This window comes from Falsochrobactrum shanghaiense (assembly GCF_003149535.1).
Taxonomy (GTDB): Bacteria; Pseudomonadota; Alphaproteobacteria; order Rhizobiales; family Rhizobiaceae; genus Brucella; species Brucella shanghaiense.
In genome coordinates, this window is record NZ_QGDB01000005.1 from 315177 (window position 1) to 342085 (window position 26909).

Genomic DNA, 26909 nt, shown 5'->3' on the forward strand with positions numbered 1-26909 from the left:
CGCCTATAAAACCCTTGTAACCTGCGCGCCACGCAGGAAATCCGATGCAGCCATCGGCTTGCCGCCTGAACGTTGCAGCGTTACCAGCCGCACGGAACCTTCGCCGCAGGCGATGGTCAACCTGTCATCCAGAACCGCACCCGGCTGGCCCGACCCTTCTCCAAGGGTGGAACGCAGCAATTTCACCCGCTCGACGCTGCCATTGATTTCCATCTCGCACCATGCCCCCGGAAAAGGCGACAGGCCGCGAATGGCGTTGTGCACGTCCTTGGCCGGTTTCGACCAGTCTATGCGAGCCTCCGCCTTGTCGATCTTGGCGGCATAGGCCACGCCTTCTTCCGCCTGCGGCTGGAGCGTGAGGCTTTCGCGCTCCAGAGCGCCCAGCGCACGCACCATGAGATCCGCGCCCGTCATGCTCAGCCGGTCATGCAATTCGCCCGCCGTCATATCCGGCGTAATTGCGATTTTCTCTGCCATGGCGACCGGGCCGGTATCCAGCCCTTCGTCCATCTTCATGATCATCATGCCGGTCTCGGCATCGCCCGCCATGATCGCGCGCTGAATGGGAGCGGCCCCGCGCCAGCGCGGCAGAAGCGAGGCATGGCCATTATAACAGCCAAGCCGCGGTGCATCGAGAACGGCTTTGGGCAGCAGCAAGCCGTAAGCCACAACGATCGCCACATCAGCTTCGAGACTGGCGAAAACGTCTTGTTCTTCCGCACCCTTGAGGCTTTTTGGCGTAAAAACCGGAATACCGAATTCCTCCGCCTTCTCATGCACGGGTGATTTTGTCAGTTCCAGTCCGCGTCGGCCCGCCGGACGCGGCGGCTGCGTATAAACCGCCGCCACCTCGTAGCCGTGTCCGATGATTGCCGTGAGGATCGGCACGGAAAACTCTGGCGTTCCCATAAAGACGATGCGCATCACAAAACCTTCTTCGATGCCCGCTGGCTGGCAAGCTTCTTGAATTTCTTGATGACCATATCGCGCTTGAGCCTGGAAATATGATCGATGAAAAGCACGCCGTTGAGATGATCGATCTCATGCTGCAGGCAGGTCGCCATCAGCCCGTCCGCCTCCATCGATTGCGGCTTGCCGTCCAGATCGAAATAATTGATCTTCACACTCGCAGGCCGTTCGACTTCCGCATAATAATCGGGGATCGACAGACAGCCTTCCTCATAGATACGACCTTCATCCGACGAGGCGACAATCTCGGGATTGATGAAGGTATGCGGCGCCTTTTCCTCATCCTCCTTGGCAAGATCAATCACCAGCATGCGGATCGGCTCGCCCACCTGAATGGCGGCAAGGCCGATGCCCGGCGCATCATACATTGTGTCGAACATATCGCCGGCAAATTTGCGCAATTGATCGTCAAAGCGTTCAACAGGTTTGGATAGCTGACGCAGAACGGGATCAGGAAGAATGACAAGCGGTTTTACTGACATGCGCTTCACGTAATCGCTTGCGCATAAATCGTCAATTGTCCTTTATAAAATGTTCCCGTTTTGATCTCATCATTATGTCACGAATCAGTTAAGCTTGCGAAATGGAAAAACAGATACTCATGAACGAACCGCTTTTGCAGCTTGGCGCCACGACATTCTCGCTGGGGGATGTTCTGCTGGGCGCAATCATCGTGGTGGTCGCCTGCCTTGCCCTGTTCCTGATTACAGCGTCCCGCTCCGCACGGCTGCACGCGGTGGCGGAAGCACAGGCCGAAGATCGCGCCCGCGATGCGGAATACCGCATGGCGGAAATCCTGAAAGCGCAAGCCGAGATGCAAGGCCGTATGCATACAATGGCCGAGGTGTTCGGCTCAAGGCAGGCAGAACTCAACCAGTCGATTCGCGAAAGGCTCGACGGGATGACGCACCGCATCGGCCAGACCATGACCGAGCAGACCAAATCCACCCACGAAAATCTCGCCAAATTGCAGGAGCGTCTCGCGGTCATCGACACGGCGCAAAACAATATCCAGTCACTGGCGGGACAGGTGGTGCAGTTGCAGGCGATTCTCGCCAACAAGCAGACGCGCGGCGCTTTCGGCCAATCGCGCATGGAGGCGATCATCGCCGACGGCTTGCCGCAGGGTGCCTACGAATTTCAGGCAACGCTGACCAATGGCACCCGCCCCGACTGCCTCGTGCGCATGCCCAATGATGCCCCCTCGCTGGTGATCGATGCGAAATTCCCGCTCGAAGCATGGAATTCCATGCGTGAAACGGAAGCACCGGAAACCAAGAAGACCGCCATTGCGCAGTTTCGCCGCGACATGGAAGTGCATATCAAGGACGTTTCCGACAAATATCTGATAGCGGGAGAAACGCAGGACACCGCCTTTCTCTTCGTCCCGTCAGAATCGATCTTTGCCGATATTCACGAACATTTCGAAGCGCTGATACAGCGCGCGCATCGCGCCCGCATCGTCATCGTCTCGCCCTCTCTGCTGATGCTGTCCATTCAGGTCATTCAGGCGATCCTGAAAGATGCGCGCATGCGCGAACAGGCGCATGTCATTCAGGGCGAGGTCATACGGCTGATGGAAGATGTCGGGCGTCTTGATGAGCGCGTGCGCAAGCTCCAGACCCATTTTGCGCAGGCCAACAAGGATATTGACGACATTCTGGTGTCTTCAAACAAGGTAACGCGGCGCGGCGCAAAAATCGAAGCGCTGGAATTTGGCCCCACCCCTACTGACGAAGCAACCAATCCACAGGCCAGACAAGCGGGCTCTTCCGCAAGCCAGCTACGTCTGCGCGTGGTGGATGAGGAGTAATAAGATAGAAAGGGACGCCGAAGCGTCCCTTGATCGTTTATGCGGATGATCAATCATCCCCCATCTTGAGCGCCTGAATGAAGGCTTCCTGCGGGATTTCCACCCGGCCGAACTGGCGCATGCGCTTCTTGCCTTCCTTCTGCTTTTCCAGAAGCTTGCGCTTGCGCGACACGTCGCCGCCATAACACTTGGCCGTCACGTCCTTGCGCAAGGCCGAAATCGTCTCACGCGCCACGATACGCCCACCGATTGCCGCCTGAATCGGGATTTTGAACATATGCTGGGGAATAAGCTCCTTCAGCTTTTCGCAAAGCACGCGACCGCGCTTTTCGGCAGCCGAGCGGTGCACCAGCATCGAAAGCGCATCCACCGGCTCTTCATTGACGAGGATCGACATCTTGACCAGATCGCCCTCGCGATATTCCGAAAGATTGTAGTCGAACGAGGCGTAACCCTTGGAAATCGACTTCAGGCGATCATAGAAGTCGAACACCACTTCATTGAGCGGAAGATCATATGTAATCATCGCGCGCGGGCCGACATAGGAGAGGTCCACCTGAACCCCGCGCCGCTCCTGACAAAGCTTCATGATCGCGCCCAGATAATCGTCCGGCGTCATGATGGTCGCCTTGATCCACGGCTCTTCGATGGCCGCGATCTTCACCACGTCCGGCATATCGGCAGGGTTATGCAGTTCTTTTTCAGTGCCGTCCGTCATCTTGAGACGATAGACCACCGAAGGCGCGGTCGTAATGAGATCGAGATTGAACTCGCGCTCCAGACGTTCCTGAATGATTTCAAGATGGAGCAGGCCGAGAAAGCCGCAACGAAAACCAAAGCCCAGTGCTGCCGAAGTTTCCATTTCATAAGAGAACGAAGCGTCATTGAGGCGCAGCTTGCCCATTGCCGCGCGCAGATCTTCAAAATCTGCTGCATCGACCGGGAACAGGCCGCAGAACACCACCGGCTGCGCTGGCTTGAAGCCCGGCAGCATGTTTGTGGTGGGGCGGCGTTCTTCGGTGATCGTATCGCCGACGCGCGTATCCGCCACTTCCTTGATCGAAGCAGTGATGAAACCCAGCTCACCCGGGCCGAGGTCGTCCACCTGCACCATTTTGGGCGTGAAGACGCCGGTGCGTTCGACCGGATATTTCGCGCCCGTCCCCATCATGCGGATGGTCTGGCCTTTTTTGAGCACGCCGTCGATGACGCGCACCAGCACGATGACGCCAAGATAGGAATCGTACCAGCTATCCACCAGCATGGCCTTGAGCGGTGCGGAACGATCGCCTTCCTTCGGCGCAGGCAGCTTATGAACGATTGCTTCCAGAACATCGTCAATGCCCAGTCCCGTCTTGGCGGAAATTTCCACCGCGTCGGACGCATCGATGCCGATCACTTCCTCGACCTGGCTCTTGACGCGTTCGGGCTCTGCGGCGGGCAGATCGATCTTGTTCAGCACGACCACGATTTCGTGGTTGTTGTCGATGGCCTGATAGACATTGGCCAGCGTCTGCGCTTCCACGCCCTGCGAGGCGTCGACAACCAGCAGCGAACCCTCGCAAGCCGCCAGCGAACGTGAGACTTCATAGGCGAAGTCGACGTGGCCGGGCGTGTCGATGAGGTTGAGGATGTAGGTCTCGCCATTCTTCGCCTTGTAATTGAGACGAACGGTCTGCGCCTTGATGGTGATGCCGCGCTCACGCTCAATATCCATCGAGTCGAGGATCTGATCCTTCATCTCGCGCGACTCCAGCCCGCCCGTCATCTGAATGAGGCGGTCGGCCAGCGTCGATTTGCCGTGGTCGATATGGGCAACGATCGAAAAGTTACGAATATGGTCAAGTGGTGTGCTCATACGCGCGATTTACCAGTAAGCAGCCAAAACTCAAATAGCTATTGCACGTTTATCGCTGGAAAAGCAGCAGCTATCATCATCGTGACAACAAGTCCCCTTTGCCTTGCGGTAAAAAGGCAGTAAATCAGCCTCATAAATCGCGTCGCCGCATGGTCGTCAGGACCGCCGGGCGCGCAATCGGGCTTTGACGCAGGAGTTAAGAATGCAGACCGAACCGAACGAAGTTCACAACAGACCGAAACTGGTCACTGTTTTCGGCGGCTCTGGCTTTGTCGGGCGCGCGGCCGTAGCCAGCCTCACCAAACGCGGCTATCGTGTGCGCGTCGCCGTGCGCAAACCGGAAATCGCCTATTACATGCAACCTCTGGGCGATGTGGGCCAGATTCAGCTCGTGCAGGCCAATGTCCGCCATCGCGGCTCCGTCGATCGCGCCGTCATGGGAGCAGATCACGTCATCAATCTGGTGGGCATCCTTGCTGAAAGCGGCAAGCAGCGCTTCAACAGCGTGCAGGTGCTGGGCGCAAGGAATATCGCCGAAGCCGCGAAGGCCGCCGGTGTTCCCATGACCCACCTTTCCTCGCTCGCAGCGGACGCAAATTCCCCCTCCGCCTATGCACGCACAAAGGCCGAAGGCGAAAAGGCCGTACGCTCCGTGCTGCCGGATGCCGTCATCCTGCGCCCTTCGATTATCTTTGGCGCTGAAGACCGCTTCTTCAATCGTTTTGCAAATATGGCGCGTTTCTCGCCGTTCCTGCCCCTCATCGGCGGCGGCAAGACCCGGTTGCAGCCGGTCTATGTGGGCGATGTCGCCGAAGCCGCAGCCAAATCCGTGGATGGCGAACTGAAAGCCGGGACCACCTATGAGCTGGGCGGGCCCGATGTGGAGGACTTCCGCCAATTGATGCGCGATATGCTGCGCGTCATCGACCGCAAGCGCAGCTTTGTTTCCTTGCCATGGTGGGTTGCGCGCATTCAGGCATCCATCCTCGGCCTTCTGCCAAAGCCGATGCTCACCAATGATCAGGTGACGCTGCTTAAATTCGACAATGTAGTCTCGGAGGAAGCCACTGCGCAGCAGCGCACATTGCAGGGCATGGGAATTACGCCCAAAACCACCGATGCCATCCTTCCCACCTATCTCTGGCGCTATCGCGTCGCCGGGCAATATACGAAGCCCAAACTGGCATGATAAAAAACTGGCATGATAAAAGGGGCGCAAAGCCCCTTTTATTTTATCTTATCTATCCTTTGCTTTCAGCCCCAGACGAGCAATGCTGCCAGCCCCAGCGCCCCGACAATCAGCCGCCACCAGGCAAAAAGCCTGAAACCATGGCGCGAGACGTAATCGAGCAGGTAGCGCACGACGAACACGCCTGAAACAAATGCCATGATGAAGCCAACTGCGATGAGCGCGCCATCATTGTAGGAAAGCACGCCATGATTTTTATACAGATCATAGGCGAATGCGCCCGCCATGGTCGGCATGGCAAGAAAGAATGAGAACTCGGCGGCGGAACGCTTGTCAGCCCCCATCAGCAAAGCGCCCACGATCGTGGCGCCGGAACGCGAGACCCCCGGAATCATGGCCAGACATTGCACGAAACCAATGGCAAGGCAGATCGGCAGCGGGTAATCCATCACGTCGCGATAGCGCGGCTTGAGATCGAGCTGGTCCACCCACAGGAGAATGAAGCCCCCGAGAATGAGCATGATGCACACCAGTATCGGGGTCTCGAAAAGCACGCTTTTGATGAAACCGTGCGCCATGGCGCCAATGACGGCTGCTGGCAAAAACGCAATCAGGACGCCGGCAACGAACCGGCGTGTGCGCGCATCACGCGGAAAATCGACAAGAAGCGTAATCAGCTTCGTCGAATAGACGGTCAGAATCGCGAGAATGGCCCCAAGCTGGATCAGCACCTCGAAAGTCTTGCCCGTCGATTCAAAGCCCAGAAAATGTCCGATAAGCAGCAAATGGCCTGTAGATGAAACCGGAATGAATTCGGTGAGACCTTCGACAAGGCCAAGAAAAGCAGCTTCCAGAAGATTAAAAATATCCATGTAGTCTATACCTTGGAGAGATGGATATGATGAGAACGAATTGACCTGACCGCCGCGTGGTGTTGAAATGCGAAAACAGCGCGCCCAGCGATTGCTTGTCTCTCGCAGGTATAGCCCTTATAGACTAAACATTGCGTTGAGATGTCGCGAATCGCCCGACAGCAGAAATAGCCTGCTGTCGGCGTTAACGCCAGAAGCCGTCCTCCGCGCATATCAATTAAAGCCTGTCAGTCGAAAGTACCGCGTCGATCATGCTTACGCTTTTTCATCATCCCATGTCCTCGGGTTCGCGCTATGTGCGGCTTATTCTCGGCGAATATGACGTGGAAGCGGAGCTGATCGAGGAACGCCCATGGTCGCGCCGCAAGGAGTTTCTCGCGCTCAATCCCGCAGCCACCCTGCCCGTATTGCTCGCAGAGCGCGACCTGCCGGTTGTCGGGGCGACGGTCATCGCGGAATATCTCGATGAGACCCGCGGCGCGCTCAAGCGCAACCGCCGCCTGTTGCCTGAAAGCCCGATGGAGCGCGCAGAGGTGCGCCGTCTGGTCGACTGGTTTCTGGTCAAGTTTGAAAATGAAGTGACGCGGCATATCGCCCGCGAGCGGGTTTTCAAATTGCAGATGTCGGCAGAATTCGGCGGCAGCGCGCCGGATTCGACCGCCATTCGCGCCGCCCGCACCAATATCCGCCAGCATATGAAATATATCGACTGGCTCGCCGCAACCCGCGACTGGCTGGGCGGCAACCTGCCCAGCTATGCCGATATGGCGGCAGCGGCTTCCCTTTCCGTCCTCGATTATCTCGGTGAGATCGAATGGAGCGAAACCAGGGCCGCGCGCGACTGGTATACGCGCATGAAGTCGCGCCCTGCCTTCCGCCCCCTGCTTTCCGACCGTGTGCGCGGACTAGCCCCGGTAGCCCATTATGGCGATCTCGACTTCTGAAACCAGGCAGGCCCGGCTCAAGCGCTTCCTGACTGAAGAAGCGAAAGCCGTCGGATTTGATGCGGTCGCCTTCACCACGCCCGACAAGATTCCGCAGGCTCCGCAGCGCCTCCGGCAATATATCGCCGAAGGCTGCCACGCCGATATGGCGTGGATGGAAGAGACTGAAGAACGGCGCGCCAATCCAAGCGTGCTTTGGCCGGAAGTCCGCTCCATCATGATGCTCGCCATGAATTATGGCCCCGAAACCGACCCGCTTGCCCTTCTGGAGCGCAAGGACCGCGGTGCCATTTCCGTTTATGCGCGCAATCGCGACTATCACGACATCGTAAAAGGCAAGCTCAAGCATGTGGCGAGCCGCTTCGCCGCCCGCGCCGGACAGGACGTGAAGGTCTTCGTCGATACCGCACCCGTCATGGAAAAACCGCTCGCGCAGGCCGCAGGTCTTGGCTGGCAGGGCAAGCACACCAATCTGGTCAGCCGCGAACATGGTTCCTGGCTGTTTCTCGGGTCAATTTTCACCACGGCGGAAATCCCCCCCGACGAGGCGGATCGCGATCATTGCGGATCGTGCCGCGCATGTCTGGACGCCTGCCCGACGAAAGCCTTTCCCGCCCCCTATCGCATCGATGCGCGCCGCTGCATTTCTTACCTGACCATTGAAAACAAAGGGCCGATCCCGCTTGAATTTCGCAAACCCATCGGCAATCGCATCTATGGTTGCGACGACTGTCTTGCTGTGTGTCCATGGAATAAATTCGCGCAGGCCACCCATGAGATGAAGCTCAAGGCGCGCGATGACCTCAATGCCCCGCGCCTTGCCGATTTCCTGCAACTTGATGATTCTGCCTTTCGCACATTTTTCTCCGGCTCCCCGGTCAAGCGCATCGGGCGTGATCGTTTCCTGCGCAATGTGCTGATTGCCGCTGGAAACTCGCAGGACCTGTCCCTGCTCCCGCAAGTCGAGGCGCTGCTGCGCGACGAGGCGCCTCAAGTGCGCGGCGCGGCAATCTGGGCGTTTCGCCAGCTTGCCGCCCCCGACCATATCGCCGCATTGCAGAAAGAACTGGCTCCCTCGGAGCAGGATGCTACGGTGCAGGCGGAGTGGACCATGGAGGAAATCTGATATGCGCATTTTTCTGCTGGGAGCCGGCTATTCCGCCGCAGCTTTCGCGCGGCTTATGGCTGGCGATGCAGAGCGCATCGATGGCACCACCCGCCATGAAGAGCGTTTCGCCCCATTGCAGCAATCAGGCATCCATCCCTGGCGCTTTGACCGGGAAACCAGCGATCCCGAGCTTGTCGATCAGCTTGCCCGCTCCACCCATGTCGTCATTTCCATTGCACCCGGTGAAAGCGGCGATCCGTCTTTGCCCCTTGTGGAAGAAGCGATGCGCCGTCCCGACAATATAATTCGCTGGCTCGGCTATCTTTCAACCGTTGGCGTCTATGGCGATCATCAGGGCGGATGGGTCGATGAAACCGCGCCTTGCAAGCCAGTTTCGCGCCGCTCTCTGGAGCGCGTCCACGCCGAAGCAGCATGGACTGTCCTCAGTCAGCGTCATGGCGTCCCGCTCTCCATATTGCGCCTGTCGGGCATATATGGCCCCGGCCGCAATGCATTCCTCAAGCTGGAACAGGGCACGGCGCGCCGCATCATCAAGCAAGGGCAGGTTTTCAACCGCATCCACGCAGACGACATCGCCGGGGCGCTGCGCCTTCTTGCAGGCACGACCGCCGATGGCATTTTCAATATTACCGACAATGAGCCTGCGCCGCCCCAGGACGTGATTGCCTGTGCCGCTGAAATAATGGGAATTACCCCGCCCGAAGAAGTCGCCTTTGAAAGCGCGGACATGACTCCGATGGCGCGTTCCTTTTATGGCGAAAACAAGCGCGTTTCCAACCGGCGGATCAAAGATCTGGGCTATGAATTCATCTATCCCGATTATCGCGCGGCCCTGTCCGCCATGTGGCGCGATAAAAACTGGCGCTGATCGCCTGCGAATTGCCGTTTGCGATGCTTTAAACCATAATCGGGACATTGCATGCGAATGATTCGCAAAATTATTATTCCGGAACATTGCCCATGGTTACGATATATCGGTTCAGCCTCCGGCATGGTTTCGCGCTCGCGGCAGCGGTCGCAATAAGCGCGCTATGCGGCAGCATTATATCGACCAGCGCGCAAGACATGCCTGCAAAACAGGCCTTTGGCGCACAAGAGCTTCCCGCTCTGGCCCAAAAACCGCATTCGATAGGCTTTTACTCAAAGGGCTGCATCGCCGGGGCTGTCGCCATCGCCGAAGATGGGCCGAACTGGCAGGTCATGCGCCTTTCGCGCAATCGCCGCTGGGGCCACCCGCACACGATCGCGCTGCTGGAGCGCCTCTCACGCGATGCGGCAAAGGATGGCTGGCCCGGCCTGCTGATCGGCGACATATCGCAGCCGCGCGGCGGACCGATGCTGACAGGCCATGCCTCCCACCAGGTGGGGCTTGATGCCGACATATGGCTGACACCCATGCCCAAAAAGCGCTTGAGCAGTGAAGAGCGTGAAAATGTATCGGCCATATCGATGCTGGCGAAGGATTCACTTTATGTCGATCCCAAAAAATGGACGCCAAGCCGCACCGCCCTGCTAAAACACGCAGCCAGCTACCCGGAAGTCGAGCGTATTTTCGTGCATCCCGGCATTAAAAAACAGCTCTGTGAGACCGTAAAGGGCAATAGGAACTGGCTGGGCAAGGTTAGACCCTATTGGGGACACCACTACCATTTTCATATCCGCCTTTCCTGCCAGCCGGGTTCTGCTAATTGCAAGCCGCAAGCGGCGGTGCCGCCCGGCGACGGTTGCGATCAATCACTGGCATGGTGGTTTACGGACGAACCATGGAAACCGGCAAAGCCATCCAAGAAGCCGTCGGAAAAGCCAAAGACCGTCATGGTTTCCGATCTGCCGAAATCCTGTGCCGCCGTGCTGCATGATCCCTCTCCCGATTCCGTCGCGGAAGTGACATACAGCGCGCGATAAACTATCCTGTATTATCCGAACCCATTTATGAACAATCCGGGCGCCGGAACAAATTGACAAGGTTATCAACCCATGGAAAAACGACTTCGCGTCGCCCTGATCGCTCATGATTTGAAAAAAGATGACATGGTCGCTTTTGCGCAACTGCACGAAGAGGCCTTGTCGCGTTTTGACATCGTGGCAACGGGAACGACAGGCGGGCTTATCCAGCAGGCATGCAAATCGTTGAATGTCCATCGGGTTAAGAGCGGCCCGCTTGGCGGCGATCAGCAGATCGGCGCAATGATTGCGGAAGGAATGATACAGGCATTGATTTTCTTCATCGATCCGCTTTCGCCGCTTCCCCATGACGTGGACGTCAAGGCCCTGACCCGGCTGGGCAGCGTCTACGACATTCCCATGGCGCTCAATCGCGCAACAGCGGAAAGATTGATCAAGGCGCTGGATCGGTAGGCAACAACAAGACTGCCCATGCAGTCTCGGCAACACAGACGAAGCAATAGGAAACAGAATGCAAGCCACGATAGACGCTGAACAAAGTTTCAAATTTCCCGTTCTCGTCGGCGATATTGGCGGAACCAACGCGCGCTTCGCCCTTCTTGTCGATTCCTATGCCGAACCCAAGGAATTCCCCGTCGTCCAGACTTCAGACTACGCCACGATCGATGAAGCGATCCAGAGCGTCGTTCTCGACCATACTTCCATCATGCCGCGCTCTGCGATCCTTGCGGTCGCAGGCCCCGTGGACAGCGATGAAATCGACCTCACCAATTGCAACTGGATCGTTCGTCCGCGTGATATGATCGCAAAGCTTGGCTTCAAGGACGTCACGGTTCTGAACGATTTTGAAGCGCAGGCGCTTGCGGTCGTCTCGATCGACAACGAATATCTGGAGCAGATTGGCGGCAAAAGCGAAGAAATCATCGCAACCCGCGTCGTGCTTGGCCCCGGCACAGGACTTGGCGTAGCTGGTCTGCTGCGCACCCACAAGGCATGGGTTCCCGTTCCCGGTGAAGGCGGTCATATCGACATCGGCCCGCGCAGCGCGCGCGATTATCAGGTCTTCCCCCATATCGAACACATCGAAGGACGTGTATCGGCCGAACAGATTCTTTGCGGACGCGGCTTGCGCAATCTCTATCTCGCCATCTGCACTGCCGATAAGGTGGTCCCCACTCTCGATACGCCTGCCGCCATCACCGATGCAGGCCTTGAAGGCAGCAATGCGCAAGCGGTTGAAACGCTCGACCTCTTCGTCACCTATCTGGGTCGGGTCGCTGGCGATCTGGCGCTGGTTTTCATGGCCCTTGGCGGCGTCTATCTCTCCGGCGGCATTCCCCAGCGCATATTGTCCGCCCTCAAATCGGGTTCTTTCCGCGCAGCATTCGAAGACAAAGCCCCCCATGGCCTTATCATGCGCGACATCCCCATCCATGTGATCACCCATCAACTGGCTGCATTGAGCGGCCTTTCCGCTTTCGCACGCACGCCCTCACGCTTTGAGGTTTCAACGGATGGCCGTCGCTGGCGTATCGGATGAGATAGGGTTATAGAAGCGCTGTAATGAAATCCTTCACAGCCCCAGCTGCCAGATAAAAAGCGCATTTGCCCGTGAGTCTATTCAGGAAGAAAAACAAAAAAATCGATCCGGGCGAAGCCACGCGCGTCATTCGCCGCATGATGTCGGAGAACGTCCGCGATTATAAGAAGAGCTATTTCGTGGCCATCGCGGCCTCGCTCATCGTGGGGGCTTCCAACGGTGCGCTGGCCTATCTGATGAAACCCATGATCGACAAGATCTTCTACGAGCAGAAGATCGGTCTCATCTGGGTCATTTGCGGCGCAATTCTCGGCATCTTCATCCTGCGTGGGCTTTCCAGCTATGTTCAGGCGGTCGAACTGGCCAAGATCGGCAATAATCTGGTCGCGCGCTACCAGAAGCGCATCTTCGACCACCTCATGAAGCTGGGCCTCGATTTTTATAACGATACCCGCTCCGGCCATCTGGCCGCGCAGATCAACCAGAATGTCAACGGCATTCGCGATCTTCTCAATATGACGATTTCTTCGATCGCCCGCGATCTGGTTGCGCTGGTCGGGCTGGTCGGCATGATGTTCTATACCGATCCGGTCATGTCCGCAGTCATCTTCCTGATCGGCCCGCCGCTCATTCTGGCCGTTGCCTATATTTCGCGTCGCATCCGCTCCGTCACCCGCGATCTGGTGCATCTCAATTCCCATCTGCTCGGCGCCATGCAGGAATCGGTGCAGGGCATCGCCATCGTCAAGGCATTCACGATGGAAGATCAATTGCGTTCCAGGATCGATACGCTGATCGTGCAGGCCGAGGGGCGTAGCAACAAGATCGCCCGCGTTTCGGAGCGCACCACCCCCATCGCAGAAATTCTTGCAGGCTTCGCCATAGCCGGTGTGCTGGCTTATAGCGGTTATCGCGCGATCCTCAATCAGGAGCCGCCCGGCGCGATGTTCGCCTTCATCACCGCGCTGCTTCTGGCCTATGATCCGGCGCGCCGTCTTGCGCGCCTGCAGGTCGGCCTTGAACGCGCGCTGGTCAATGCGCGCATGATCTATGAAGTGCTCGACATCGAACCTCAGCAGGAGGATGTTCCCGATGCGGTGAATCTCAAGCCCGGCCCCGGCGAGATTCAATTCAATGACGTCCACTTCTCCTATAGTGAAGGTGCCCCGGTGCTGCACGGCGTCAGCTTTATTGCGAAAGCCGGAAAAACGACAGCCGTGGTCGGCGCATCGGGGGCGGGAAAATCAACGCTCATCAGCCTTATGCAGCGCTTCTACGATACCGAAAAGGGTGACATCCTTTTTGACGGACAGGATATTTCAAAGGTCACGAAACAATCGCTGCGCCATTCCATCGCTTATGTTTCGCAACAACCCTATCTGTTTGAAGGCACCATCGCCGACAATATCCGCTATGGGCGTCCGGACGCCACCGATGCCGAAATCATCGAAGCGGCAAAACTGGCCCATGCGCATGAGTTCATCGTGCAACAGGCTGGCGGCTATGACACGCCGGTGGGCGAAAACGGCGTCACGCTTTCTGGCGGGCAGCGCCAGCGCCTTTCCATCGCCCGCGCCATCGTGCGCAATGCGCCCGTTCTGCTGCTCGACGAGGCGACCTCCGCCCTCGATAATGAATCGGAAAAGCGTGTTCAGCTTGCGCTGGACGAGATCATGCAGGACCGCACGACCATCGTGATTGCCCACCGGCTTTCCACGGTCGTCAATGCCGATCACATCGTCGTCATGGAAGCGGGCCATGTGGTCGAAGAAGGCCGTCACGACGATCTCATCGGCATTCCCAATGGCGTCTATGCCCGCTTTTATCAGTTGCAAAGTGGCAATGGCGAAATCCTTCTTGAAAAGACAGGCACAAAGGAAAACACCAATGGCCAATGAAACCGAAATGGGACTGGTGGTTGTCGGTGCCAGCGGCCGCATGGGACAGGCCCTCATCCGCACCATTCATGGGATGGCGGGTGTTGCGCTTGCAGGCGCCATAGAACGCCCGGATTCTCCTTATCTGGGCAAGGATGCGGGCGAAATTGCCGGTCTTGGCAATCTCGGCATTTCCATCACCGACGATCCCCTGCCCGTTTTCGCAAAGGCGCAAGGCGTGCTTGATTTCACCAGCCCCGCAGCCTCGGTCGGCTACGCCGCATTGGCGGCGCAGGCGCGCATCGTGCATGTGATCGGCACCACGGGCTGCTCCCCTCAAGACGACGAGAAAATCCGCGCCGCCGCCCGCCATGCTACAATCGTCAAATCGGGCAATATGAGCCTTGGCGTCAATCTTTTGTCCGTTCTGGTGCAAAAGGCAGCGCAAGCACTCGATCCGGAAGATTTCGACATCGAGATTCTTGAGATGCATCACAGGCACAAGGTCGATGCACCTTCAGGCACTGCACTCCTGCTGGGCGAAGCGGCAGCAAAAGGCCGCGCAATCAGCCTGGCTGACAAAAGCGTGCGCGTGCGCGACGGCTATACCGGCCCGCGCGAAGAAGCGACGATCGGCTTTGCAACATTGCGCGGTGGCTCGGTCGTCGGCGATCATTCCGTCATTCTCGCCGGCCCCGGCGAGCGCATCACCCTTTCACACAATGCCGAAGACCGCACCATCTTCGCGCGCGGCGCGGTAAAAGCGGCCCTTTGGGCCCATGGAAGGAAACCCGGTCTTTATTCCATGCTCGATGTTCTCGGGCTTAACGACTGATTCTCACCACTATGGAGCATTGAGCATGTCCCGTACCCTCGTCCTGGTCCGTCACGGCCAAAGCGAATGGAACCTGAAGAACCTCTTTACCGGCTGGCGTGATCCGGGCCTCACCGAACAGGGCCATGCGGAAGCGAAAGCTGCCGGGCAGCGCCTCAAGGCCGCTGGCCTCACATTCGACATCGCCTTTACCTCCGTGCTTTCGCGGGCTCAGGTGACATGCGAGCATATTCTTGAGCAACTGGGCCAGTCCGGCCTTGAAACCATCCGCGATCAGGCGCTCAATGAGCGCGATTATGGTGATCTTTCGGGTCTCAACAAGGATGATGCCCGCGCGAAATGGGGCGAGGAACAAGTCCATATCTGGCGCCGCTCCTACGATGTGCCTCCACCGGGCGGCGAAAGCCTCAAAGACACCGGCGCGCGCGTGTGGCCCTATTATCTCCATACGATACAGCCGCATGTGCTGCGTGGCGAGACGGTGCTTGTCGCAGCCCATGGCAACTCGCTTCGCGCTCTCATCATGGCGCTTGACGGCCTGACGCCTGAAGAGATTCTCAAGCAGGAACTCAATACCGGCGTTCCGGTCATCTACAAGCTCAACGCTGATTCGACCATCGCCTCCAAGGAAGTCCTTTCAGCCTGATTTTTTCGGGTGCGGACACCGTTTGGCGTCGCCGCACCCGGCTTTGCTGCGCCTCGTTTTTCTTTCGGTCTGTGAACTGATAAAAAAGCTGGCGAAACACGAAATGACGATTGACAGAGACCGGCGGACCCCTTAGATGGGTCCTCGTCGCCCAGATGGCGGAATTGGTAGACGCACCAGCTTCAGGTGCTGGCGCTCGCAAGGGCGTGGAGGTTCGAGTCCTCTTCTGGGCACCATTTCCCTTCTAAGTCACTACCAAGACTTAGGTTTCCATAAAATACGATAAGATAGGAACGATCAGCCGATGCGGCTTGAATCGATCTTATATGCGTGGCCCGCCAGGCCACGCCGGGGCATTCCAGCAATTCTATTCAGACAGGGACCGCTCTGGTAGAAACCTCCGCTTGTGTCTTCATGCTGTTGACCGGCAAGCGTTGTCCCGTATCGGCGCAGAAGAAATGCAGCTTGTCGGGATTGATTGCCAGATACATGCGCTCACTGATTGGAACATGCGGCGCAAAGGCAACGGTAAGTCGCAGCTCTCCCACCATTCCGTGCACGAGCCGTTGTGCGCCCAGTTCCTCGACGTGATCGAGATGAAAATCCATTGCATCGGCCTCATCCCCGGCCAGTTCTATATCTTCTGCGCGCATGCCCACCGTAACCGGCCCTGCTGGCGGCAGCGCTCCGGGCAGCTTGAGCATCATCTCGCCAAGATGCAGCCGGTTGCCGTCCACGTGGCCTGAAAGCAGGTTCATTGCCGGCGACCCTATGAAGGCTGCGACAAAAGCGGATGCTGGCGCATGATAGACCTCCAGCGGCGTCCCGATCTGCTCAATGCTCCCCTTGTTGAGAACGACCAGTCGCGTCGCCAATGTCATGGCTTCAAGCTGGTCATGCGTCACATAAAGGGAAGTCGTGCCCAGCCGCCTTTGCAGCCGCTTGATTTCCCCGCGCATGGTCACGCGCAATTTGGCGTCGAGATTGGAGAGAGGCTCATCGAAAAGAAAGACCGACGGCTTGCGCACAATCGCGCGCCCCATGGCCACGCGCTGACGCTGGCCGCCGGAAAGCGCCTTCGGTTTGCGGTCAAGGAAGGGTTCGATTTCAAGCATCCGCGCTGCCTCGGCAACACGCTGTTCGATTTCGGCTTTTGGCGTTTTACGGTTTCTCAGCCCATACGCCATATTGTTGTAAACGCTCATATGCGGATAGAGCGCATAATTCTGGAAAACCATGGCTATATCCCGGTCCGCCGGTTCGACCTCGTTGACCAACCGCTCCCCGATACGCACCTCGCCCGACGAAATATCCTCCAGCCCGGCAATCATGCGCAGAAGCGTGGATTTACCGCAGCCGGACGGGCCGACAAGCACGATGAACTCGCCAGCGCGAATATCGAGGGAAACGCCTTTCACCGCCTCGACCCCGCCCGCATAGATCTTTCTGATGTCCTTCAGAACGATACCGGCCATGTTTTCTCCATTCCTGCCCGCGGCTGCTGCGCGGGCATATTTTCTGATCGTTTCAAAAGCGAAATCACGGGGTTTCCAAAGCTTCTTCGACCGGCTTTCTGTCGCGCTCATCAAGCCATCGGGCGGTGGCGTCACTTGCAGTTCCTGCCGCCTCGCTCATCGTCAGTCCGCGCAGAATTGCCGAAATCAGATTGGCCGAAAAATGATCCCCCGCCCCAATCGTGCTTCTGACTGCGACGCGTTTTGCAGGCTGCACCGGATGAATCTGCTGCCCGTCGAAAACAGTAATCGGATTGGGACCATCCGTTATGACAAGATGCCTCAATCTTGGCCCGCACAGCGTGCGGCTTCTGTTCCACAATGTTTGCATATCCAGCCCTGCCAAATCTCCTCTGGACCCGATCATGAGATCGGCTGGCCGAAATACTGCTGAGTCGGATAGAGGAAATTGTGAAGCGACCAACGGAATGGCGTCGAACGCCGCATGAATTGCCGCATCGGGATTGAAGCAATTGATATAGGCCGCTTGCGCGTGAACCTCCCCGCGCAGCGTGAACGGCCTCGCAGGCGCATTACGCGGCGTCAGAATCGTGCGTTCACCCGTAGGCTCAAGCAGTATCTCGGTTAGCTGGGTTTTGCTGTCACGCCACATGACATGCGTCAGGTCGAAGCCGCGTTCAGCCAGTTGTTTCCATGCGGATTGGCCCAATTCATCGTCGCCCAGCGAACCGACCAGCGCAACGTCATGTCCCAGCGCCAGCAATTGCGATCCCGTAAAAAAGCCGCCGCCACCCAGACGGATGGCCCGCTCTCCCCATGGAATGCGCGCCCCTGCCACAAGCGGGCGGTCGATCTGCCAGATACGATCATGATTGAGATGAGCGACGACAAGAATGCGCGACATTTACTTCTCCACTGTACCGGCAGAAAACGCTTCCACGATATATCGCTGCGCCAGCAGGAACATCGCCAGAACCGGCAATATGGAAAGAAGGCTCGTCGCCATAAGCGGTCCCCACGGCGTTTGGGCGCCATCTATATCGGCGAACATGGCAATGCCCGTCGTCAATGTCTTGCGTCCGGTGTCTTCAAGAACAAGTTGCCCCCACAGATAGATATTCCACGCTCCCATGAAGGAGATTACCGAAAGGGCCGCTATGGCAGGCAGCACATTTGGAATGGCAATATCCGTGAACTGTTTCCACATGCCGCAACCGTCGATGCGTGCTGCTTCAAACATTTCGCCCGGCAGGGAAAGAAACGATTGCCTGAAATAGAAGACATAGAAGCCGATATAGGGAATAGATGGGATGATCATGGCCGAATAAGTATCGAACGCCTGAATCTTCACGACCCCGATATAGGTAGGAATGATTGCCAGAACGGTCGGAAATGACATTGTCGCGATCACGACCCAAAAGAAGAACTGCTTGCCGCGAAACTCCATCCGCGCGAATGCGTAACCGGCGGGCAGGCTGATAACGAGCTTGCCCAATGTGATTGCAGTCGAGGTAAGCACCGAATTGAACAGCCACCACCAGATCGGATAACGCTCCGCCGCGCTCTGGAAGTTTGAAAACGTGAATTCTTCCGGCCACAGCCGCAGGGCCTTCTGCACGATCAAATCATTAGGCGTAAATGCCGATGTCAGCATCCACAGCAGTGGAAACAGCGTGATCAGCGACAGCGCGATAAGCAGAAAATGAAGAGTACCGCGCTGCAGGGCGATGCTGAAGGATTGCTTGCTCATTGGTAATGAACCCGCTTTTCGCCAAACCGGAACTGAGCCCATGTTATCGCCAGCACGACGACGATAATGACCATGGCCACCGCGCTGGCCCGCCCAAACTGGAAGAATTGCAGTCCCTGCTGCCACAGGAAATAAAGCAGGTTGGAACTTCGGCCCGCAGGACCGCCATGTGTGAGCACATCGACGACGCCGACAATATCATCGAGCACGGAGAAAATCGTGGTGACGGAAATAAAGAAGGCTGTCGGGGTAATCAGTGGCAGCTCGATGGTGAAGAAGCGCCGCCATGCCCCGGCGCCGTCGAGCCGCGAGGCCTCGCGCAGCGATGATGGCACATTGGCCAGCGCCGCAATCCATAGCAGCATGTTCAGGCCAAAGCTTTTCCAGAAAGTGACCAGACAAACGCACAGCAGCGCCAGGTCCGGGTCCATATGCCAGAGCGAGGTGGGCATGCCGAACCAGGCAAGCACCTCGTTAAACAGTCCATTGACGGGATTGAGCAGCCATGACCAGGCCACCCCGGCCACCGAATAGGCAAGAATGGTTGGAAGGAACAATGCGCCGCGATAAAACCGTTCGAGCCGGGAACCGCGCACGGCATGGATCATAACCGCCAGAACCAGCGGCAATATGATCTGGGCCGGAACGAGAATGATGCAGTAAAGCAGCGTGTTCCATGCCGATAGCCGGAAATCGGCATCGGAAAGAATATCTCTGTAATTATCCAGACCGACGAAACGCACATCTGTCGACAGGAGATTCCAGTCCACTACCGAAAGCGCGAATGACGCGACGATCGGGCCGTAGAGGAATATGACGACGGAAAGAACGGCTGGCCCCACAAACAACCATGGGGCCAGTTTCGCAAATAATGATCGGCGCATTTGTCCTCAGGCGTCCGCGAGGACCGATGCAAGTTCGTCATGCGCGGATTTCAGGCCCGACTTGATGTCGGTTTCCTTGGTCAGCATGCGCGAGACCCACTTGCGCCAGATATTCTGCCCTTCAAGGCCGCGCTTGCCCGGCCAGATGGTTTCGGCGGTCAGGCCGTCCTGCAACTGGCCTGCTGCCGGTTTCATGAAATCATTGATAAGCGGAATATCATGAACGGAAGTGTTGAGGTAGCCGACTTCCGACCAGATCTTCTGGCCTTCCGGCGAAGCGCAGAACTCGAGAAATGCCAGCGAAGCCTTGGCCTGCTCATCGTTGCGCGCATAGACCGCGAGGAAATTGCCGCCGCTGTTCATATTGCGATCCTGTCCGGGAATACCGGGGAAACGGGCGGTGATCGCCTTGGCGCTGCCATAGGGGAAGCTGACGGCGCGCGTGGAGCTGGTCGTGCAGATAGCCAGGGCGCCTGCTTCGAATGCCGCATCCTGCTCCTTGCCACCGACCGGCGTCCACAATCCGTCATGAGCCGGCTGGCAATAAAGCTCCATGCCCTTCGCGGCTTCCTCGCTGTTCAGTGCGAGATTGCCTTCAGGATCGATTATGTAGCCGCCCGCATTCTGGATGAAGGACTGGCTCGTCCATTCATTGTTGGAAAGCGCCAGCGCCGAGCGGTAGGTGGGATGCTTGCCCTTGAGCTTTTCATCGAGCGTGCGGGCGGCGTTGTAAAGCCAGTCCGTATCGGGATAATCTGGCAGGTTCGGATCAAGCCCGGCCTCTTCCCACAAAGCGCTGTTGATGAAGGTGATCGGCGTGGACATGGCCCATGGCAGACCGATGACGGCATTGTCGATCGTGACCAGCGGCATGAGCGAAGGCACGAAATTTGCCATGATGGCCTGTGCCTTTGCCGCATCGATTTCATTGAGATCGCGCGCACCCAGCGTACGGCGGGCGAAATAGCCGAATTTCCAGCCCGTAACCATAATTGCGGGCGGCTTGCCGGCAGCGGTTGCAGCCAGCGCCTTGGTGGTAGCGGTTTCGTAATCGCCATCAAAGCGATTGGTGACGGTCACGCCGGTCTTGAGGGCATTGAATGCATCGACAACTTTCTGAAACGGCTTGTCCGGCCCCCAGATGCTCGAAATTTCAATCTTTGCATCAGCGGAAAAAGCTGACGAAACACCGAAGGCACTCGATGCGGCGACAGCAGCCGAGGCGGTCAGAAAACTGCGCCTGGAAATCTCAACCATGTCCATTTCTCCTATGTCCGAAATGAGCACAAACTAGCGGCGCTCAATGACACGAGAATTGTCCGCTTTGACGGCTTCATGCTGAAATTGCCCGTTTGATGACCGTTTCGTGCGCGCTTTGTCGTAATATTGTGAGATAGCCCTGCTAGATCGCGACCGAACCCAATCATGACAGGCCAGACAATGGTAACCAGACCCATGCGCCCAGCCGAACGGCAGGACCGCATCCGCGATCATCTCATCAGATTTGGCGGTGCATCATGCGTGCAGCTGGCGGAAGTTTTTTCCGTCTCGGAAGAAACCATCCGCCGTGACCTTGCTGCTCTCGAAGAGAGAGGCCAGGCAATGCGCGTTCATGGCGGTGCGCGGGCTCTCACTGCAAAGGGCATGCCGCATATCGATCTGCGTGTCGGGGCCGAGCGCGAAGCGAAAGAGCACATCGCCCGGCTGGCCCACGGCTTGCTGCGACCCGGAATGTCGGTGTTTTTCTCCGGCGGTTCAACCGCCCTCGCCACCGCCTGGGAAGCCCGACACCACCCTCCCATCGTGGCGACCTCGGTGATGGTCGACATCATGATCGTGCTGGCGATGGGCGGGCAGACGGATCTTACGCTTTGCGGCGGGCAGTTCGACCAGCAGGCGCGCGCCTCCTATGGTTTCGAAGCTATGGAGATTGTTTCCCGCCGCGTCTTCGATATAGCTTTCATGGGAGCCAGCGGGTTCGACATCACGCGCGGACTGCTGGGGCCTACCGATCATCACTTGCAAATGGCGCAGGTGGTGCGCCGCCAGTCACGGAAATTCGTCGTCCTCGCAAGTCATACCGCATTGCAACGCAGCGACCAGTTTTCCATTATGCCGATCTCAGGCATTGATCTTATTGTCACGGACCAGCCACCGCCCAGCGCAATCTATGCCATGCTTGAAACAAACGGCGTGGAAATCCTTTATTGATGATCTTCCACATGCCACTATTCAAAAGATAGCGCGCATTGATTATATTCAGCAGATCATTCGACGATCATATGAGGCAGGCAACGGTTGCAGAAGAAAAAAGACATAAGTCCAATTTCCAGGAGAATCCTGACGGCTATCCGCAACCGGCCGGGCTTCCGGCCACCCCATGCCAATGTGATGGAAGGCGACATCGTTATCGCTTCCTATAACGTCCACAAATGCGTCGGCGTCGATAAGCGCTTCGACCCGCAGCGCACCGCCGACGTCATCAGTGAAATCGACGCGGACGTTATTGCCTTGCAGGAAGCGGACAAACGCTTCGGTCAAAGGTCCGGCTTGCTCGACCTCGGCCTGCTGGAACGCCGTCATGGTCTGGTGCCGGTCCCCATCACCGCAACGACACCCTATGGACATGGCTGGCATGGCAATGTGCTGCTGTTTCGCGAGGGCGTCGTGCGCAATGTCCGCCAGCTTGCCCTGCCCGGCATCGAGCCACGCGGCGCGCTGGTGGCCGATCTTCAGTTTCCATCCGGCCCTTTGCGCATCATTGCCGCACATCTGGGGCTGCTCAAGCGCTCGCGGGAGCAACAGGCCGAAAGCATTCTTTCCGTATTGCAGCAGTCCGACACCCTGCCGACGCTGCTGGTTGGCGATCTCAATGAATGGCGCGTGGGCAGATATTCATCACTGGCATCCCTCCTGCCGGTTTTCAATCATACCGCAACGGCGGTGCCCAGCTTCCCTTCGCGCTTCCCCGTGCTGGCGCTTGATCGTGTTCTGGGCATGCCGCACAATCTGGTCACGGGGATAGAGGTTCACAACACGCCGCTGGCGCGTCTGGCGTCCGACCATCTTCCGATCAAGGCCCATCTCGATCTGAAAACGGCAGCCCGCCTTCTCGAAGAATTCAATCCTTCCCTGCTCAACAGCAATTCCACCGGCGTCGATCTTTAAAGCATGTCGCCCGAAAGTGGGAACCGGTTTCGGGATAACGACATGCGTTAAAACAAAAACTTAAAGCGTGAGGAGCGAATCTGAAAGATCGCGACACGCTTTAGGCCAGTTTTATGCTGACGATCAGAGATAAGGCGACCCAAGCCAGATGATCCGGTCGATCAGCCGCTCCAAAAATGGCCGGTTCTTGAGCCGCCCCAGATGGATTTCACGGCTGATTTCAATTGCACGGCCGATGCGCTCCTCGACATCGCGGGCAATCTCATGATCGAGAATTTCAAGATCGACCTCAAAATTGAGCCGCAGGGAGCGCGGGTCCAGATTGGACGAGCCGACATAGCACCAGGCCCCGTCGATCGTTATAAGTTTGGAATGGTTGAATGCCCCCTCCGCGCGCCAGATGCGGCAGCCATCCTTTAAAAGCTGGTCGAACTGCGCCCGCATGGCGCGGTCAACCAGCTTGAGATTGTTGACGCCGGGCACGACAATATCCACCGACACACCGCGCCGCGCTGCCGTCACCAGCGCGCTTATGAGTTCCCGGTCCGGCAAAAAATAGGGAGACATGATGAGGATGTGCTGCTGCGCCACCGAAAAGGCGCCCGTCAGCATGCGGTGATTGGTTTCGACATTCTTGTCCGGCCCCGAGCCGACGACGCGCACCAGCGTTCCGGTTCCCGGAGGAGCCGTCGGCGCTGCGATGGACCACGCCTCCCCTGTCAGCAGCTCACCCGTGGTAAAACGCCAGTCTTCGGAAGCGAGATGGAAGAGATCGGCAACCGCTGGTCCTTCCAGCATGAAATGTGTGTCGATTGCCTCCCCATGGCCGGCAAACTGCCGCGTAAAACCCGCACGAATATTCATGCCGCCGGTAAAAGCCGTTTTGCCATCGACAATCAGAATCTTGCGGTGCGTGCGCAGGTTCGCATAGGGCAAACGCAATCCCATAATGATATTGCCATTGAAGACATCCACCGGGATCTGTTTCTGCCTGAGCAATTTCACGATGCTTGGGATGGAGTAGCGCGCACCCACGGCATCCACCAGCACCCGGACTTCCACGCCGCGCGCAACAGCGGCGCTCAGGGCCTCGACAAATTGCTCACCCACACCATCATGATCAAAAATATAGGTTTCCAGCACGATGCTGCGCTCAGCCTGACTGATTGCGGCAATCATGGCGGCATAGGCATCGTCGCCGCTCGTGAGCATCTTCACGCTGTTTCCACTCGTGAAGTCGTAGCGACTGACTGAATCCCCCAATATTTTCATCGCGCCAAACTGCTGGCCGAACGCGGCGCGCACCAGATCGTTGGTCGTATCGAAATGCGACAGATGATAAAGCGCGATAATGCCGGTATTGGCGCGCTGCTGGCTCAATGTGCTGCGCCTTATGCGATTGACGCCTGCGATCGCATAGACAATGGCGCCGACGATAGGCGAAAGCACGATCACCCCGACCCAGCCAAGAGCGGTGCGCACCTCATCCTTGGTCATCGTCGCATGGATAGCGGCGAGCGCGCCCAGCACGATCGACAGGACAGCCAGGATATGCGGCCAGTAATAAAGAAACTGCTCAATCATAACACTGACTTTAGTTGAAAATCTCTCATTATAGCAAAGAGATATAATAGGCCGGCCCGTTCTCCAACAGGGATTATTGTCCCCATGCCGGCTCTCTTTTGCAAGGCTGGCCAAATAAGCAATCTACTTTATATTGGACAAACCTAAACTAGCTTTGAGGGACTTCCATGGCATCCGCGCACAACCAATCTGACCGTCCTGCCCTGCCCTTCGATCTTTCAAAAAAATGGGGCTGGTTTGTTGCCCTTGGGGTGATGCTTCTCATTCTTGGCGGCATCGCATTGGGCAATCTCGTTCTCGCAACCGTCGTCTCGGTCTACTATGTCGGCCTGCTGATGCTGATTGCGGGCGTCTTCGAGATTATTCATGCCTTCAGCGTCAAGACATGGAGCAGCTTTTTCTTCTGGCTGCTGAGCGGCTTGCTTTATGCCGTTGCTGCTATTGTAACAATCGCAAATCCGCTGCTGGCGGCAGGCGTGCTGACACTGTTACTGGCTGCGGCCCTTCTTGGCTCCGGCCTGTTTCGCATCTGGATGGGCTTCAAGTCCAGACCCGCTGCCGGTTGGGGCTGGATCGTTGCAACGGGCGTCATCACCGCGCTGGCCGGTCTGGTGATCGCCATGAGATGGCCGGTCGACAGCCTGTTCATTCTGGGCCTGTTCCTCGCGGTTGACCTGATTTTTCAGGGCTGGTCCGCGATTGCCTTTGGCCTCGGCGTCAAGCGCCTTTAATGGCAACAGGCTTGCAAGAGCCTATTGATTGAGGCGGTGCCGACCGCGCCGCCTTATCATTTAAACTCGACCTTTTGGCCAAGGGCTGCTAGATGCAGCGCAACATCTTCGCGACGCGCTTTTGCGCAGCGCGTCCCTTTGCCATCACGAGTTTCTTTCATGCCCGCTCAAGACCATCCCGTTTCCAGGCGCCGCACTTTCGCGATCATCGCTCACCCGGACGCCGGCAAGACCACATTGACCGAAAAGCTGCTGCTTTTTGGCGGCGCCATCCAGCTTGCCGGTGAGGTCAAGGCCAAGAAGGATCGTATTCAGACCCGCTCCGACTGGATGAATATTGAGCGCGACCGTGGCATTTCCGTCGTCACATCGGTGATGACGTTCGAATATAAGGACTGCATCTTCAACCTGCTCGACACACCGGGCCATGAAGACTTTGCCGATGACACCTACCGCACCCTGACTGCGGTTGACAGCGCCGTCATGGTCATCGATGCCGCCAAGGGTATCGAACCCCGCACGCTGAAGCTTTTCGAAGTCTGCCGCATGCGCGACATACCCATCGTCACTTTCATCAACAAGATGGACCGTGAAGCGCGCGATCCGCTCGAAATCCTCGATGAGATCGAGGAAAAGCTCGCTCTCGATACCGCGCCTGTCACCTGGCCCATCGGATCGGGAAAAAGCTTTGCCGGAACCTATGATCTTCATAACGCAACGATCCGCCAGAAAGATGCGCAGGAACAGCCCGTTCCTGTGAGCGGGCCGGAAGAGGCCGCAAAGCTTCTTCCCGAAAACGAACGTCAGGCATGGATCGAAAGCGTTGAACTGGCGCGGGGCGTCTGCCGCCCCTTCGATCTGGAATCTTTCCGTGAGGGACATCTGACGCCCGTTTACTTCGGCTCGGCGCTGAAGAATTACGGTGTCCGTGACCTGATCGAAGCCTTTTGCGATTTCGGCCCCTCCCCGCGTGACCAGCAGGCCGATACGCGAATGGTCGGCGCCACGGAAGACAAGATGACCGGCTTCGTCTTCAAGATTCAAGCCAATATGGACCCCAACCATCGCGACCGCATCGCCTTCCTGCGGGTTTGTTCCGGCAAATTGTCACGCGGCATGAAGGCGAAGTTGGTGCGCACCGGCAAGCCGATCAGCCTGTCTGCGCCGCAATTCTTCTTTGCCCGCTCGCGCCAGATCGCCGATGAGGCTTTCGCAGGCGATGTGGTCGGCATACCCAACCACGGAACATTGCGCATTGGCGATACATTGACGGAAGGCGAGGATATTCTGTTCCGCGGTGTGCCCAACTTTGCGCCGGAAATCCTGCGCCGCGTGCGCCTTGACGATGCAATGAAGGCCAAGAAGCTGCGTGAAGCGCTCCAGCAAATGGCCGAAGAAGGTGTCGTTCAGCTCTTCCTGCCCGACGATGGCTCCCCGGCAATCGTCGGCGTTGTCGGCGCGCTTCAGATTGACGTGCTGACCGAGCGCCTGAAGATCGAATATTCGCTGCCGGTCGGCTTTGAAATGTCGCGTTTCTCCATCTGCCGCTGGATTTCTGCGGACGATCCGGCGGAGGTGGAGCGCTTTATCGCAGCACACCGTGCCGATATTGCCCATGATCTCGATAAGGACCCGGTCTTCCTGGCGCAGAATGGCTTCTCGCTCAATTACGAAGCCGAGCGCTGGAAGGCGATCCACTTTGCCGCTGTCAAGGATTATCAGGTCCGCGGCAACCTGTAA

25 protein-coding genes and 1 tRNA gene are annotated in these 26909 nt (G+C 57.5%); 16 read left to right on the forward strand and 10 right to left on the reverse strand.

Going from position 1 to position 26909, the window contains the following annotated elements:
• Positions 1-3: 3 nt before the first annotated feature.
• Both fmt and def read right to left on the reverse strand, forming a co-directional pair.
• Positions 4-924, reverse strand: a complete 921-nt coding sequence (gene fmt / locus DKP76_RS14480) for a methionyl-tRNA formyltransferase (protein WP_109707498.1) — start codon at positions 922-924, stop codon at positions 4-6.
• Positions 924-1451 carry a peptide deformylase gene (gene def / locus DKP76_RS14485; protein WP_109707499.1) on the reverse strand — a complete coding sequence of 176 codons (528 nt, stop codon included), beginning with the start codon at positions 1449-1451 and terminating at the stop codon, positions 924-926. The genes fmt and def overlap by 1 nt, the downstream gene beginning before the upstream one ends.
• 101 nt (positions 1452-1552) lie before the next feature.
• Here def and DKP76_RS14490 point away from each other — a divergent pair, with 101 nt between their 5' ends.
• Positions 1553-2782 (forward strand): DNA recombination protein RmuC, encoded by a 1230-nt coding sequence (locus tag DKP76_RS14490; protein ID WP_109707500.1) that lies wholly within the window; start codon positions 1553-1555, stop codon positions 2780-2782.
• A 49-nt stretch (positions 2783-2831) separates the two neighbouring features.
• Here DKP76_RS14490 and lepA read toward each other — a convergent pair whose 3' ends face one another.
• Entirely contained in the window at positions 2832-4640 is a 1809-nt protein-coding gene (gene lepA / locus DKP76_RS14495; protein ID WP_109707501.1) for a translation elongation factor 4, read from the reverse strand.
• 202 nt (positions 4641-4842) lie between these two features.
• Here lepA and DKP76_RS14500 point away from each other — a divergent pair, with 202 nt between their 5' ends.
• On the forward strand, positions 4843-5829 hold the full coding sequence (locus DKP76_RS14500) for a complex I NDUFA9 subunit family protein (RefSeq protein ID WP_109707502.1): 987 nt from the start codon (positions 4843-4845) through the stop codon (positions 5827-5829).
• 65 nt (positions 5830-5894) lie between these two features.
• On the opposite strand, the gene DKP76_RS14505 is transcribed toward DKP76_RS14500, so the two are convergent.
• Positions 5895-6701, reverse strand: coding sequence for an undecaprenyl-diphosphate phosphatase (locus DKP76_RS14505; protein WP_109707503.1), 807 nt, complete (start codon positions 6699-6701; stop codon positions 5895-5897).
• Between the two features lie 251 nt (positions 6702-6952).
• Here DKP76_RS14505 and DKP76_RS14510 point away from each other — a divergent pair, with 251 nt between their 5' ends.
• From DKP76_RS14510 to DKP76_RS14555, 10 genes are all read left to right on the forward strand, one after another.
• Entirely contained in the window at positions 6953-7645 is a 693-nt protein-coding gene (locus DKP76_RS14510; RefSeq protein ID WP_109707504.1) for a glutathione S-transferase family protein, read from the forward strand.
• On the forward strand, positions 7626-8771 hold the full coding sequence (gene queG, locus DKP76_RS14515) for a tRNA epoxyqueuosine(34) reductase QueG (protein ID WP_109707505.1): 1146 nt from the start codon (positions 7626-7628) through the stop codon (positions 8769-8771). Before DKP76_RS14510 ends, queG begins: the two co-directional genes overlap by 20 nt.
• Before the next feature lies 1 nt (position 8772).
• Positions 8773-9642, forward strand: a complete 870-nt coding sequence (locus DKP76_RS14520; RefSeq protein ID WP_109707506.1) for an SDR family oxidoreductase — start codon at positions 8773-8775, stop codon at positions 9640-9642.
• Positions 9643-9839: 197 nt separating this feature from the next.
• Positions 9840-10679 (forward strand): penicillin-insensitive murein endopeptidase, encoded by an 840-nt coding sequence (mepA, locus tag DKP76_RS14525; RefSeq protein ID WP_245410247.1) that lies wholly within the window; start codon positions 9840-9842, stop codon positions 10677-10679.
• Between the two features lie 72 nt (positions 10680-10751).
• Positions 10752-11132, forward strand: coding sequence for a methylglyoxal synthase (locus DKP76_RS14530; protein ID WP_109707507.1), 381 nt, complete (start codon positions 10752-10754; stop codon positions 11130-11132).
• Between the two features lie 58 nt (positions 11133-11190).
• The gene (locus DKP76_RS14535; protein WP_109707508.1) at positions 11191-12219 is read left to right on the forward strand and encodes a glucokinase; all 1029 of its coding nucleotides are present in this window, start codon (positions 11191-11193) and stop codon (positions 12217-12219) included.
• A gap of 71 nt (positions 12220-12290) precedes the next feature.
• Positions 12291-14117, forward strand: a complete 1827-nt coding sequence (locus DKP76_RS14540) for an ABC transporter ATP-binding protein (protein ID WP_109707566.1) — start codon at positions 12291-12293, stop codon at positions 14115-14117.
• On the forward strand, positions 14107-14931 hold the full coding sequence (gene dapB, locus DKP76_RS14545; RefSeq protein ID WP_109707509.1) for a 4-hydroxy-tetrahydrodipicolinate reductase: 825 nt from the start codon (positions 14107-14109) through the stop codon (positions 14929-14931). Before DKP76_RS14540 ends, dapB begins: the two co-directional genes overlap by 11 nt.
• Positions 14932-14956: 25 nt before the next feature.
• Positions 14957-15577: a 2,3-bisphosphoglycerate-dependent phosphoglycerate mutase gene (locus DKP76_RS14550; protein ID WP_109707510.1), complete on the forward strand. Its 621-nt coding sequence runs from the start codon at positions 14957-14959 to the stop codon at positions 15575-15577.
• Positions 15578-15726: 149 nt separating this feature from the next.
• Positions 15727-15813, forward strand: a tRNA-Leu gene (locus DKP76_RS14555).
• Positions 15814-15948: 135 nt separating this feature from the next.
• Here DKP76_RS14555 and DKP76_RS14560 read toward each other — a convergent pair.
• From DKP76_RS14560 to DKP76_RS14580, 5 genes are all read right to left on the reverse strand, one after another.
• Positions 15949-17052 carry a sn-glycerol-3-phosphate import ATP-binding protein UgpC gene (locus tag DKP76_RS14560; RefSeq protein ID WP_109707567.1) on the reverse strand — a complete coding sequence of 368 codons (1104 nt, stop codon included), beginning with the start codon at positions 17050-17052 and terminating at the stop codon, positions 15949-15951.
• Between the two features lie 64 nt (positions 17053-17116).
• On the reverse strand, positions 17117-17956 hold the full coding sequence (locus tag DKP76_RS14565) for a PfkB family carbohydrate kinase (protein ID WP_109707511.1): 840 nt from the start codon (positions 17954-17956) through the stop codon (positions 17117-17119).
• Positions 17957-18802, reverse strand: a complete 846-nt coding sequence (locus DKP76_RS14570) for a carbohydrate ABC transporter permease (protein ID WP_109707512.1) — start codon at positions 18800-18802, stop codon at positions 17957-17959. It lies immediately after the preceding gene.
• Positions 18799-19686, reverse strand: a complete 888-nt coding sequence (locus DKP76_RS14575) for a carbohydrate ABC transporter permease (RefSeq protein WP_109707513.1) — start codon at positions 19684-19686, stop codon at positions 18799-18801. The genes DKP76_RS14570 and DKP76_RS14575 overlap by 4 nt, the downstream gene beginning before the upstream one ends.
• 6 nt (positions 19687-19692) lie before the next feature.
• Complete coding sequence (locus tag DKP76_RS14580) at positions 19693-20943, reverse strand: extracellular solute-binding protein (protein ID WP_158279449.1); 1251 nt, start codon at positions 20941-20943, stop codon at positions 19693-19695.
• Between the two features lie 168 nt (positions 20944-21111).
• Between DKP76_RS14580 and DKP76_RS14585 the strand changes: the two genes are divergently transcribed.
• Complete coding sequence (locus DKP76_RS14585; protein WP_109707515.1) at positions 21112-21897, forward strand: DeoR/GlpR family DNA-binding transcription regulator; 786 nt, start codon at positions 21112-21114, stop codon at positions 21895-21897.
• An 87-nt stretch (positions 21898-21984) separates the two neighbouring features.
• Positions 21985-22854, forward strand: coding sequence for an endonuclease/exonuclease/phosphatase family protein (locus DKP76_RS14590; protein WP_109707516.1), 870 nt, complete (start codon positions 21985-21987; stop codon positions 22852-22854).
• Positions 22855-22977: 123 nt separating this feature from the next.
• On the opposite strand, the gene cls is transcribed toward DKP76_RS14590, so the two are convergent.
• A complete protein-coding gene (gene cls / locus DKP76_RS14595) occupies positions 22978-24438 on the reverse strand; it encodes a cardiolipin synthase (protein ID WP_109707517.1) in 1461 nt (486 codons plus the stop codon).
• Positions 24439-24605: 167 nt separating this feature from the next.
• On the opposite strand from cls, the gene DKP76_RS14600 reads away from it, so the two are divergent.
• Positions 24606-25169 carry an HdeD family acid-resistance protein gene (locus DKP76_RS14600; RefSeq protein WP_109707518.1) on the forward strand — a complete coding sequence of 188 codons (564 nt, stop codon included), beginning with the start codon at positions 24606-24608 and terminating at the stop codon, positions 25167-25169.
• A 159-nt stretch (positions 25170-25328) separates the two neighbouring features.
• Positions 25329-26909, forward strand: coding sequence for a peptide chain release factor 3 (locus DKP76_RS14605; RefSeq protein WP_109707519.1), 1581 nt, complete (start codon positions 25329-25331; stop codon positions 26907-26909).

Coding starts and splice junctions, on each gene's coding strand:
- def (WP_109707499.1), bottom strand. CDS start 1,451: ATGTCAGTAAAACCGCTTGTCATTCTTCCTGATCCCGTTCTGCGTCAG.
- DKP76_RS14605 (WP_109707519.1), top strand. CDS start 25,329: ATGCCCGCTCAAGACCATCCCGTTTCCAGGCGCCGCACTTTCGCGATC.
- dapB (WP_109707509.1), top strand. CDS start 14,107: ATGGCCAATGAAACCGAAATGGGACTGGTGGTTGTCGGTGCCAGCGGC.
- lepA (WP_109707501.1), bottom strand. CDS start 4,640: ATGAGCACACCACTTGACCATATTCGTAACTTTTCGATCGTTGCCCAT.
- DKP76_RS14580 (WP_158279449.1), bottom strand. CDS start 20,943: ATGGTTGAGATTTCCAGGCGCAGTTTTCTGACCGCCTCGGCTGCTGTC.
- cls (WP_109707517.1), bottom strand. CDS start 24,438: ATGATTGAGCAGTTTCTTTATTACTGGCCGCATATCCTGGCTGTCCTG.
- queG (WP_109707505.1), top strand. CDS start 7,626: ATGGCGATCTCGACTTCTGAAACCAGGCAGGCCCGGCTCAAGCGCTTC.
- fmt (WP_109707498.1), bottom strand. CDS start 924: ATGCGCATCGTCTTTATGGGAACGCCAGAGTTTTCCGTGCCGATCCTC.
- DKP76_RS14530 (WP_109707507.1), top strand. CDS start 10,752: ATGGAAAAACGACTTCGCGTCGCCCTGATCGCTCATGATTTGAAAAAA.
- DKP76_RS14505 (WP_109707503.1), bottom strand. CDS start 6,701: ATGGATATTTTTAATCTTCTGGAAGCTGCTTTTCTTGGCCTTGTCGAA.
- DKP76_RS14570 (WP_109707512.1), bottom strand. CDS start 18,802: ATGAGCAAGCAATCCTTCAGCATCGCCCTGCAGCGCGGTACTCTTCAT.
- DKP76_RS14535 (WP_109707508.1), top strand. CDS start 11,191: ATGCAAGCCACGATAGACGCTGAACAAAGTTTCAAATTTCCCGTTCTC.
- DKP76_RS14500 (WP_109707502.1), top strand. CDS start 4,843: ATGCAGACCGAACCGAACGAAGTTCACAACAGACCGAAACTGGTCACT.
- DKP76_RS14510 (WP_109707504.1), top strand. CDS start 6,953: ATGCTTACGCTTTTTCATCATCCCATGTCCTCGGGTTCGCGCTATGTG.
- mepA (WP_245410247.1), top strand. CDS start 9,840: ATGCCTGCAAAACAGGCCTTTGGCGCACAAGAGCTTCCCGCTCTGGCC.
- DKP76_RS14550 (WP_109707510.1), top strand. CDS start 14,957: ATGTCCCGTACCCTCGTCCTGGTCCGTCACGGCCAAAGCGAATGGAAC.
- DKP76_RS14575 (WP_109707513.1), bottom strand. CDS start 19,686: ATGCGCCGATCATTATTTGCGAAACTGGCCCCATGGTTGTTTGTGGGG.
- DKP76_RS14490 (WP_109707500.1), top strand. CDS start 1,553: ATGGAAAAACAGATACTCATGAACGAACCGCTTTTGCAGCTTGGCGCC.
- DKP76_RS14560 (WP_109707567.1), bottom strand. CDS start 17,052: ATGGCCGGTATCGTTCTGAAGGACATCAGAAAGATCTATGCGGGCGGG.
- DKP76_RS14565 (WP_109707511.1), bottom strand. CDS start 17,956: ATGTCGCGCATTCTTGTCGTCGCTCATCTCAATCATGATCGTATCTGG.
- DKP76_RS14600 (WP_109707518.1), top strand. CDS start 24,606: ATGGCATCCGCGCACAACCAATCTGACCGTCCTGCCCTGCCCTTCGAT.
- DKP76_RS14520 (WP_109707506.1), top strand. CDS start 8,773: ATGCGCATTTTTCTGCTGGGAGCCGGCTATTCCGCCGCAGCTTTCGCG.
- DKP76_RS14585 (WP_109707515.1), top strand. CDS start 21,112: ATGACAGGCCAGACAATGGTAACCAGACCCATGCGCCCAGCCGAACGG.